This window comes from Streptomyces sp. NPDC042002 (assembly GCF_055588305.1).
Genome location: NZ_JBVJCT010000020.1, coordinates 118,647 through 127,557, shown reverse-complemented (window position 1 = coordinate 127,557; position 8,911 = coordinate 118,647). Strand labels below are relative to the sequence as shown.

Here is an 8,911-nt window from a genome sequence, read left to right as displayed (position 1 = left end):
CACGCGCGCCCTTCCCCGGCCCCCCTCCCCCCCCCCCCACCCCCCCCCCCCCGCCCCCCCCCCCCCCCCCCCCCCCCCCCCCCCCCCCCCCCCCCCCCCCCCCCCCCCCCCCGCCTTCAGCTCCCGCCACCGTCGAGGGCGGCGACCTCGCGTACGGCCTCGGCGACGGCCGCGAAGTCCTTCTTGAGGATCGCGTCGTGGTTGCTGGCGACCTTGGCGCTGATGCGGATGTTCGGGTTGCGGGCGGTCACCGCGTCGAGGGCGGCGCGGATCCGTTCCTGCTCGTCGCCCTTGCTTCCCAGGGAGGCGCCCGAGGCGACCACGTAGCGTGCCGGGACGGTGATGCTGTCCAGCACGGGGGCCAGTTCGCGCTCGCGGGCGAGCCTGCCGAGTTCGATGTTGGTGTTCGCCATCTGTTCGGCGTTCATCCGCGGGGTCAGGCCCGTCGGGCGCAGCAGTGGCAGGAACGGGCTCATCCGCCGGAACAGTTTCCGGATCCGCTGTTCCATGGCCGCGTCCAGCCAGTCGTAGGGCTGTGCGCCCTCGACCAGGACCGCGCCCAGGGCGCGTTCGGGGTTGCGGGCGGCCCAGTGCGCTCCGACGAACGCTCCGTAGGACCAGCCCGCCACGAGCGCGCGGTCCACGCCCCGGGCCGCGAGGACGGTGTCGACGTCCCGGACGGCCGCCTCGAAGGAGTAGTCCGCCGAGCGCTTCGATTTGCCGCGGGCCCGCTCGTCGTAGGTGATGTGCCGCCATCCCGGGCCGAGTTCGGCGATGACCCGCCGCCAGTACCCCTGGGTGGCGAACTGGCCGTTGAGGTAGAGGACGGGGATGCCGGGGCCGCCGGTGTCGGTGACGGCCAGGGCCGTGTCGTCGACCGGCACCATGCCGGTCCACGTCGAAGTCGAACCGGCCGAGGGGGTGTTGTTCTTCTTCACGGGTTTTCTCCTGACGCGTCGGGGGTTCTTTTCAGAGGCTGCGGGCGGTGATGTCGCCGCGGGAGGTGGTGGCGCGGATGTCGAGTGCGGTGGTGCCGTCGTTCCTGAGGGCGTTGTCGACGCGGCCGTGGCCGGTGCCGGCGTCCAGGCGGGCCGGGACGCCGGGGGCGGCGCCGACGGTGATGTCGCCGGACCGGGTGCTCAGCACGACCGTGCCGCGCGCGGCCTCGGCGATGCGGATGTCGCCCCGTGCCGTACTGATCTGCGCGGGGCCGTTCAGCCGGCCGACCTCGATGTCGCCGTCGGTCGCGGTGAGGCGGACGCTCGCGGCCTCCTCGATCTCGATCCGGCGGTACGCGCCGTCGAAAACGATGTCGCCGAGGCGTCCGGCACAACGGAGTTCGGCACTGGCAGCCCTGGCCTCGACACGGGAGCCGGCGGGCAGCTGGACGGTGACCTCCAGGGAACCGGAGGAGCCGAGCCCGCTGCCGGAGTCCGGGGCCGCGATCCGCAGGACGCCGCCGGCACAGGTGACAGTGGTCTGCTCCGCGGTCCTGGTGTCACGGCTCCTGGAGGGGTCGGCGGGCAGGACCTCGACGGTGGTGTCGGCGCGGTCCGCGGCGATGAACCGGACGCGTCCGGCGGGGATGTCCAGGACGGCGGAGATCGGGGCGGGGGTGTCGAACTTCTGCATCGTGTCCTCCTGCGCTCGCTTTTTGTTTCTGACATTGGAAACGCTACGTTGCTTTCCATTGTCAGGCAACAAGTCCGTTGCAAGGAATCGATGTTCACGCAGATAGAAGGCGCTAAATCGTTGCAACAGAACCGAGAGTAACGCAACGTCCGACGATCCGATCATTGCAATGGATGTGAAGTGAACGCTATAGTGGAGGGGTCAGGGACCGCCGCGAGGGATCACCGAGGAGACCGCGATGCCGGGAGGCAGACTCACCCAGCAGGAACGCCAGCAGATCGCGCTGGGACTGGCCGACAGCCTCCCCTACGCCGAGATCGCCCGGAGCCTGGGCCGTCCCACCTCGACGGTCACACGTGAGGTGATGCGCAACGGCGGCCCCACCGCCTACCGCGCCAATCTGGCCCACCGCGCCACCGAACGCCGCGCCCACCGGCGCAGGACCACCACCTCCCGCGGCCCGGAGTCGGCCCCCCAGCCGCACGGACGCGACGCCGAGGCCGTGGCCGAGTACGAGGAGACGTTCACCACCGTCCTCATGAGCTCCGGCCTGCCCAAGATCCCGGCCCGGGTGCTGACCTGCCTGTTCACCGCCGACACGGGCAGCCTCACCGCGTCCCAGCTCACCCAGCGCCTCCAGGTCAGCCCCGCGTCCATCTCCAAGGCCATCACGTTCCTGGAGAGCCAGAGCCTCGTCCGCCGCGAACGCGACGAGGGCCGCCGCGACCGCTACGTCGTCGACAGCGAACTCTTCTACCAGGCCACCATCGCCAGCGCCCGGGCCAACGACGAACTCGTCAAGACCGCACGCCAGGGCGTCGCCGTCCTCGGCCGCGACACCCCCGCCGCCGCCCGCCTGGAGAACGTCGCCCGCTTCCTCGACTTCATCAGCGAAAGCATCACCCGCGCCGCCGAACAGGCCCGCGAAGTCCTCCACACCAGCCCCGGACCGGCCTCGGACGACACCGCACCGAAAGACGCGGACCACGGCTAGTCACGGCCGGGGCGAAGGCACGCGAGCGCGAGCTCGGGCCCGGGCGCGGCTGACGTGGATGTTGCCGTGCCGGGTACGGGCGCGGATCTTGACGGTGTCCCCGGTCCGCTCCGGAGCATCGGACGCGGTGCGAGCGAGGCGGTTCGGGCGCGGTGCGGTCAGCGCACCCAGCCGGTGAAGCTCTGTCCGACGGCCTGGGTGCGCTCCGGGGCACGGACCCGGGCGCCGCTGCCGACCGCGGCCGACACCGCGCGTACCAGCCATGCGTTGACCGACAGGCCTTCGCGGCTTGCCGCCTCCTCGGCGCGGGCCTTGAGGTGGGCGGGCAGCCGCAGGTTGACGCGGGCGGTGCCGCCCTCGTCGCCGTCGGCCGGGGCCCTGAAGGGCTCGGCGGGCTCGGCCGGTTGTGCGGCGGGCCCGTTGTCGGCGGGGGCCAGAGTCACTACGAAGGCGGGGTCCAGGCCGCGCAGCCGTACGTCGACCGAGCCGGGCGCGAGCTCGCGGGTGATCTCGTCCATCGCGGCGGACAGGACGTTGAGCATGACCAGCCGGGTCGCCGACTCCAGCGGGGCGGTCAGCCGCTCGGCCAGCTCGCCCGCTTCCTTGCCGCCGGCCTCGGCGGCCACCGCGAGTTCCCGGCGGAGAGTGTCGATATACGGCGTGAGATCCATGGCGCCACAATCGCACCATGCACAAGCGACGGGCGCGCCGGGGAGAGGTGTTCTCCTCCCGCGGGCCCTCCAGCTGTGGGAATGTGCAGGGCCGTCCGGGGCATCGTGGTGCCATATACGCAACGGCCGGTGATCGCGTGGTCAAGTGCCGTGAGGCGGACGAGAGTTCGGGCGCCGCCGGGTGGAGGTCGGGTGCTGTCCCACAAGCACCGGGCGTCAGTCGACGGGTTCGACGCCCGCCCGCAGCAGGCCGTAGGTATAGGCGTCCTCCAGCGCCTGCCAGGACGCGGCGATGACGTTGTCCGCCACGCCGACCGTGGACCACTCCCCCGTGCCGTCCGTCGTGGAGATCAGGACCCGGGTCGTGGACTCGGTGCCGTGTCTGGCCTCCAGGATGCGGCCTTTGTAGTCGACCACTCCGAGGCGGGCGAGCTGTGGGTAGATCTGTTCCAGGCCGACGCGCAGGGCGCGGTCCAGGGCGTTGACCGGGCCGTTGCCCTCGGCGGTGGCGACGATGCGCTCGCCCTTGGCCCACAGTTTCACCGTGACCTCGCTGGCGTGGCTGCCGTCGGGGCGGTCCTCCAGGATGGCCCGCCAGGACTCGACCCGGAAGTAGCGCAGTGGCCTGCCCTCTGCCTCGGCGCGCAGCAGGAGTTCGAAGGAGGCGTCGGCCGCCTCGTACGTGTAGCCCTTGAGTTCGCGTTCCTTGACGCGCTCGACGACCCGGCCGACCAGTTCGCGGTCGCCGCCGAGGTCGATGCCGAGTTCCTTGCCCTTGAGCTCGATGGAGGCGCGGCCCGCCATGTCGGAGACCAGCATCCGCATGGTGTTGCCGACCTGCTCGGGGTCGATGTGCTGGTACAGGTCGGGGTCGACCTTGATGGCGGAGGCGTGCAGGCCGGCCTTGTGCGCGAACGCCGACACTCCCACGTACGGCTGGTGGGTGGAGGGGGTCAGGTCGACGACCTGGGCGATGGCGTGGGAGATGCGGGTCATCTCGCGGAGCCTGCCCTCGGGCAGGACCTTCATGGCGTACTTGAGCTCCAGCGCGGCGACCACGGGGAAGAGGTTGGCGTTGCCGACCCGTTCGCCGTAGCCGTTGGCGGTGCACTGGACGTGGGTGGCGCCCGCGTCGACGGCGGCCAGGGTGTTGGCGACGGCGCAGCCGGTGTCGTCCTGGGCGTGGATGCCGAGCCGGGCGCCGATGTCGGCAAGGACCGTCTGCACGATCGCCTGGACCTGGGCGGGGAGCATCCCGCCGTTGGTGTCGCACAGCACCACCACGTCGGCACCGGCCTCGTGCGCCGCCCGCACCACCGACTTCGCGTACTCCGGATTGGCCCGGTAGCCGTCGAAGAAGTGCTCGCAGTCCATGAACACCCGCCGCCCCTGCGCGACCAGGTGCGAGACGGTGTCGCGGACCATCTCCAGGTTCTCCTCCAGCGTGGTGCGCAGCGCCAGCTCCACATGCCGGTCGTGGGACTTGGCCACCAGCGTGATCACCGGGGCCCCCGAGTCCAGGAGCGCCTTGACCTGGAGGTCCTCCGAGGCCTTGGCGCCGGCCCGGCGGGTCGCTCCGAAGGCCACGAGCTGCGCGTGCCGGAGGTCGAGCTCGCTCTGCGCGCGGGCGAAGAACTCGGTGTCGCGGGGGTTGGCGCCGGGCCAGCCGCCCTCGATGAAACCCACCCCGAAGTCGTCCAGGTGCCGCGCGACGGCCAGCTTGTCCGCCACGGTGAGGCTGATGCCCTCGCGCTGCGCGCCGTCGCGCAGCGTCGTGTCGAAGACGTGGAAGAGATCGTCGAGTTCGCCGGTGACGTTCCCGGTGCGTTCGCTCGGGCTGCTGCTCACTGACCTGTCTCCTGTCCGGGATCTCGGTCCACCGGGATGGCCGGCCTCACCGTCCATCTATGGCCCCTCGCACTCGCTTCCCGGTCGAGGATGGGCACAGGGACTGCGCGGCAGGACAGCAGGCGCCCGGTCAACACCGGCGTCCGTCAGGTCACTTGAAGCCGGCTGGAGCGCCGGACGACGATCGCTACAGACACGCCGGGTGCTCCAGCGGTGCTCGAGGCCGCGCCGGGTGGGGCGTGCGACGCTCAAGGTCGTGAGCTCCGATGCGGACGGTCAAGAGCCTTCTTGGAGCACCGAAGGGCCCGCCGGTGTCCCCACCATCCCCCGAGGGCGCCGGCGGGCTTCCTGCCCGTCCGCCTCCGAAGGAGGCCGGTGTGACCGAAGCGGTCGGTGTGGCCGAAGCGGTCGGTTCCGGTGGTGGCGTCGTCGGGATTCGGTCGTCTTGGCGTCTGCGGTCATGTCGTGTGAGCTGTGGCTTCATGAGCGCAGGTCACCTCATGGCGCATATTGGCGTCATTAATGGCTCACAGTGATGCCAAGCATGTGCCACAGTGGAGCCACGGAAACGGAGCGACGCCGGGCGCGGCGTACGACACGAAGGAGCCCCCACCATGTCCGTCACCCTCAGCGACCAGGACAAGCTCACCCTGCGCACCGCCGCCTACGGCGCCGTGACGCTGATGGCCGCGGCCGCCGGCGCCGACTCCCCGCACAAGGTGGCCACCCAGGGCAGCATCGCCCTGACCACCGGCACCGGTCTGGTCGGCCACGTGCTGGCGGAGAAGTCCCCGGTCGGGGACCTGAGCGGCAAGTCCGCGGCCGAGATCGCCGACCGTGTCCTGCCCGCCCTGACCGCCGCCGTGCAGCTGCTGAAGAAGCAGGCCCCCGAGGAGGCCGACAACTTCCGCAGCACCGTCCTCGTCGCCGTCGAAGCCTCCGCCCGCACCTCCAAGGGCGAGCCCGGCCCCACCCTCACCGCGACCGCCGGCAAGATCACCGCCGCTCTGGACGCCGCCTGACACACCGGCCCGGTACCGGTACGCCTTCGGCACCGCTCCCCCGCTTCACCCCTGGCTCCGCCGGAGAACGCTCCGGCGGAGCCTGCCGTCTTCGCGCACCGCCTCGTGTCCCGCCGGCGGGACACGAGGGGCCACCGGCCGGCAGGACGCGGCAAGCCCGCCGGCGAACAGCCGCCTGCCGGCGCCGGGTTGTCTTGAACGGCTGCGTCGCGTGCGTGAGCGTGGAGGTCATCCAATGCCGTGACAGGCGCAGCGGAAAGAGGGGGCACACGTGGGACACACCGGCACGGACACGGATGTGGTGATCGCGGGCGCCGGGCCCACGGGCCTGATGCTCGCCTGCGAACTGCGGCTGGCGGGCGCCGACGTGATCGTGGTCGAGCGGCTCGCGCAGCGCTCGGGCGAATCACGCGCCGGCGGGATCCACTCCCGCACCCTGGAAGTGCTCGACCAGCGCGGCATCCTGGAACGCTTCCTGGCAGAGGGACAGCTGCAGCCGGTGGGCCACTTCTCCGGCCTCTACCTCGACTTCGACGAGTCGGAGTCGCGCCACCCCTACCCGCTGATGATCCTGCAGTCCGCCATCGAGCGGATCCTGGAGGAGTGGGCCGTGGAACTCGGCGTACGGGTACGCCGCGCAGGCGAGGTGAGCGGCCTCAGCCAGGACGAGAGCGGTGTGACGGTCGAGGTCGGCGGGGCACAGGAGACGCCCGCGACGCTGCGCGCCCGCTACCTCGTGGGCTGCGACGGCGGGCGCAGCACGGTGCGCAAGCTGGCGGGCATCGGCTTCCCCGGCACCGAGGCGACGATGACCGCGCTGATCGGCGACGTCGAACTCCCCGACCTGCCCGAGGACTACGTCTGGATACGGCGCACCGCGGGCGGCGACTACTCGGCGATCGCGTTCGAGCCGGGCTGGCACCGGGTGATCACCTCCGAGTTCGACCGGGTCGCGGACCGCGACGAGCCCGTGACGTTCGAGCAGCTGAGGCAGTCACTGGTCAGGGTCGCGGGCACCGACTTCGGCATGCGCAACCCCCGGTGGATCTCCCGGTTCAACGACGCGGCACGGCAGGCCGACCGGTACCGCAAGGGACGGGTGCTGCTCGCCGGGGACGCGGCGCACATCCACTTCCCGGCCGGTGGGCAGGGGCTGAACATGGGCGTGCAGGACGCGGTCAACCTCGGCTGGAAGCTCGCCTCGGTGGTGCGCGGCCGGGCGCCGGAGAGCCTGCTGGACACCTACCACGCCGAGCGGCACCCGGTCGGGGAGCGGGTGCTGCACAACACCCGGGCGCAGTCGGCCCTGGTGCGCCCCGGACCGCAGACGGACGCGCTGCGCGAGGTGTTCAGCTCCCTGATGGTGTTCGACGAGGTCAACCAGTACCTGCGCCATCTGCTGACGGCACTGGACATCCGCTACCCCATCGACGGCGATCACCCGCTGACCGGCCGCCGGATCCCGGACGCCGACCTGAAGACGTCCGACGGCACGGGTGGGGTCCACGAGCTGCTGCACGCCGCCCGCCCGGTCCTGCTCGACCTGACCGGCAGCACGGCGGCGGCCGTCGCCGAGGGCTGGGCCGACCGCGTGGACGTCGTCGAGGCGCGCAGCGAGGACGAGCACTGGATCGTCCCGGCCCTCGGCGAGATCCCCGCGCCGGCCGCGGTCCTGATCCGCCCGGACGGCCATGTCGCCTGGGCGGCCGCCGCCGGCACCACTCCCGACACCGCCGCGCTCCGAGCCGCTCTCGAAACCTGGTTCGGCCCGGCCCTGCAGGGCTGAGCGGCCCCTGCCCGAAACGAACGGCCGACCGGTCCGGTCACCAGCGGGGCCGGCCGTGACGACCCCGACGAAGGGACACCCGACAGTGGACAGCACGTGGTTGCGACGCTTCACCACGACTGCCGGAGACGGACCGCGGCTCGTGTGCTTCCCGCACGCGGGGGGCTCCGCAACGGCGTTCAAGAACCTGGCGCGCATCCTGCACCCGGACCTCGACGTGGTGTCCGTGCAGTACCCGGGCCGCCAGGACCGCTTCCGCGAGGAGCCGTTCACGGCCCTGGAGCCGCTCGCGGAGGCGGTGACCGAGGAGCTGGCCCGTGAACTGGCCGCGGACGGGCGGCCGTACGCCCTGTTCGGGCACAGCATGGGCGCGCTGGTGGCGTTCGAGACGGCCCGGCAGCTCGCCCGGCGCCGACTGCCCGCCCCGCAGCGGGTGTTCTTCTCCGGCCGGGGCGGCCCCGACGACCTCAGGGACAGTGCCTACGGCCTCTACGACGACGCCGACATGCTGGCCGAGGTGCGCCGACTGGGCGGCACCGACCAGTCCATGCTGGAGGACCCCGACATCCTGGAGATGGTGCTGCCGGCGCTGCGGGCCGACTACCGCATCCTGGGCGCCTACCGCGGGCCCGTCGGCGGGCCGCTCACGGCACCGGTGACCGCCCTGATCGGGGACAGCGACCCGATCGCGACGGTAGAGGACGCCCGCACCTGGCGGGAGCACACCGCCGGCGACTTCAGGGTGGAGGTGTTCCCCGGCGGGCACTTCTACCTCTTCGACCAGCTCGAGAAGGTCGCCGCCGCCGTCACCGGGGGACTTCTCACGCAGGCCGCCGCGTCCTGACCGGTGCCGGGGGGGGGGGGGGGGGGGGGGGGGGGGGGGGGGGGGGGGGGGGGGGGGGGGTGGGTTTTTCCTCGTCTGGCCTTTTGTAGGTGTCGTGCGGTGGGGTTTGCTGCG

At 72.0% G+C, this 8,911-nt stretch carries 8 protein-coding genes; 4 read left to right on the top strand and 4 right to left on the bottom strand.

What is annotated here, in order from left to right; genetic code table 11:
- Nucleotides 1-116: 116 nt before the first annotated feature.
- Nucleotides 117-938 (bottom strand): alpha/beta fold hydrolase, encoded by an 822-nt coding sequence (locus ACZ6KY_RS26755; RefSeq protein WP_469312830.1) that lies wholly within the window; start codon nt 936-938, stop codon nt 117-119.
- A 31-nt stretch (nt 939-969) separates the two neighbouring features.
- Complete coding sequence (locus ACZ6KY_RS26750) at nt 970-1,632, bottom strand: DUF4097 family beta strand repeat-containing protein (RefSeq protein ID WP_469312829.1); 663 nt, start codon at nt 1,630-1,632, stop codon at nt 970-972.
- Between the two features lie 238 nt (nt 1,633-1,870).
- Between ACZ6KY_RS26750 and ACZ6KY_RS26745 the strand changes: the two genes are divergently transcribed.
- On the top strand, nt 1,871-2,626 hold the full coding sequence (locus ACZ6KY_RS26745; protein WP_469312828.1) for a helix-turn-helix domain-containing protein: 756 nt from the start codon (nt 1,871-1,873) through the stop codon (nt 2,624-2,626).
- A 158-nt stretch (nt 2,627-2,784) separates the two neighbouring features.
- On the opposite strand, the gene ACZ6KY_RS26740 is transcribed toward ACZ6KY_RS26745, so the two are convergent.
- Entirely contained in the window at nt 2,785-3,297 is a 513-nt protein-coding gene (locus ACZ6KY_RS26740; protein ID WP_469312827.1) for a toxin-antitoxin system HicB family antitoxin, read from the bottom strand.
- Nucleotides 3,298-3,513: 216 nt separating this feature from the next.
- Nucleotides 3,514-5,202, bottom strand: a complete 1,689-nt coding sequence (gene cimA, locus ACZ6KY_RS26735) for a citramalate synthase (protein ID WP_469312826.1) — start codon at nt 5,200-5,202, stop codon at nt 3,514-3,516.
- A 557-nt stretch (nt 5,203-5,759) separates the two neighbouring features.
- Between cimA and ACZ6KY_RS26730 the strand changes: the two genes are divergently transcribed.
- The 3 genes from ACZ6KY_RS26730 to ACZ6KY_RS26720 all read left to right on the top strand — a co-directional run bounded on the left by ACZ6KY_RS26730 (nt 5,760) and on the right by ACZ6KY_RS26720 (nt 8,797).
- Entirely contained in the window at nt 5,760-6,167 is a 408-nt protein-coding gene (locus tag ACZ6KY_RS26730) for a hypothetical protein (protein WP_328443567.1), read from the top strand.
- 271 nt (nt 6,168-6,438) lie between these two features.
- Nucleotides 6,439-7,953, top strand: coding sequence for an FAD-dependent monooxygenase (locus ACZ6KY_RS26725; RefSeq protein ID WP_469312825.1), 1,515 nt, complete (start codon nt 6,439-6,441; stop codon nt 7,951-7,953).
- Between the two features lie 85 nt (nt 7,954-8,038).
- Complete coding sequence (locus tag ACZ6KY_RS26720; protein ID WP_469312824.1) at nt 8,039-8,797, top strand: thioesterase II family protein; 759 nt, start codon at nt 8,039-8,041, stop codon at nt 8,795-8,797.
- The last annotated feature ends 114 nt before the right edge of the window (nt 8,798-8,911 follow it).

Excerpts from the sequence above, each read along its gene's own strand:
- ACZ6KY_RS26750 (WP_469312829.1), bottom strand. The coding sequence starts at position 1,632 with ATGCAGAAGTTCGACACCCCCGCCCCGATCTCCGCCGTCCTGGACATC.
- ACZ6KY_RS26745 (WP_469312828.1), top strand. The coding sequence starts at position 1,871 with ATGCCGGGAGGCAGACTCACCCAGCAGGAACGCCAGCAGATCGCGCTG.
- ACZ6KY_RS26740 (WP_469312827.1), bottom strand. The coding sequence starts at position 3,297 with ATGGATCTCACGCCGTATATCGACACTCTCCGCCGGGAACTCGCGGTG.
- cimA (WP_469312826.1), bottom strand. The coding sequence starts at position 5,202 with ATGGACGGTGAGGCCGGCCATCCCGGTGGACCGAGATCCCGGACAGGA.
- ACZ6KY_RS26730 (WP_328443567.1), top strand. The coding sequence starts at position 5,760 with ATGTCCGTCACCCTCAGCGACCAGGACAAGCTCACCCTGCGCACCGCC.